The 371-nt window shown below is 65.8% G+C and carries 1 protein-coding gene; it reads right to left on the bottom strand.

The window, feature by feature from the left end:
* The coding region (locus tag BLX41_RS17090; protein WP_473241680.1) for a thiolase family protein at positions 1 to 371 on the bottom strand (371 nt) is incomplete at both ends.

The following is a 371-nucleotide window of genomic DNA, read 5'->3' as shown; positions in this document are numbered from 1 at the left end:
TTGAGCTTGGCCAGGGCTTCGGCGGTGGTGCCGGGGCGTGGCTGCTCGTCGGTGGCGAAGGTCAGCGGCTCGCCCTTGCGCTGGGGTATCTGGATCGGGGTGATCTCGTCGACAAAGCGCCCGGCCTCGATGGCCGCTGCGGCTTTCTGTTGGGAAGCGGCGGCAAAGGCGTCCTGGGCTTCACGGCTGATGCCGTACTTGTCCACCAGGTTCTCGGCGGTGATGCCCATGTGGTAGTCGTTGAAGGCATCCCACAGGCCGTCGCTGATCATGGAGTCGATCATCTGGCTGTGGCCCATGCGCAGGCCGGTGCGGGCGCCGGGCAGCACGTAGTTGGACAGGCTCATGTTTTCCTGGCCGCCGGCGATGAT

It is taken from the genome of Pseudomonas protegens, assembly GCF_003732485.1.
Classification (GTDB): Bacteria; Pseudomonadota; Gammaproteobacteria; order Pseudomonadales; family Pseudomonadaceae; genus Aquipseudomonas; species Aquipseudomonas protegens_B.
This window is presented reverse-complemented; position numbering and strand designations above follow the sequence as displayed.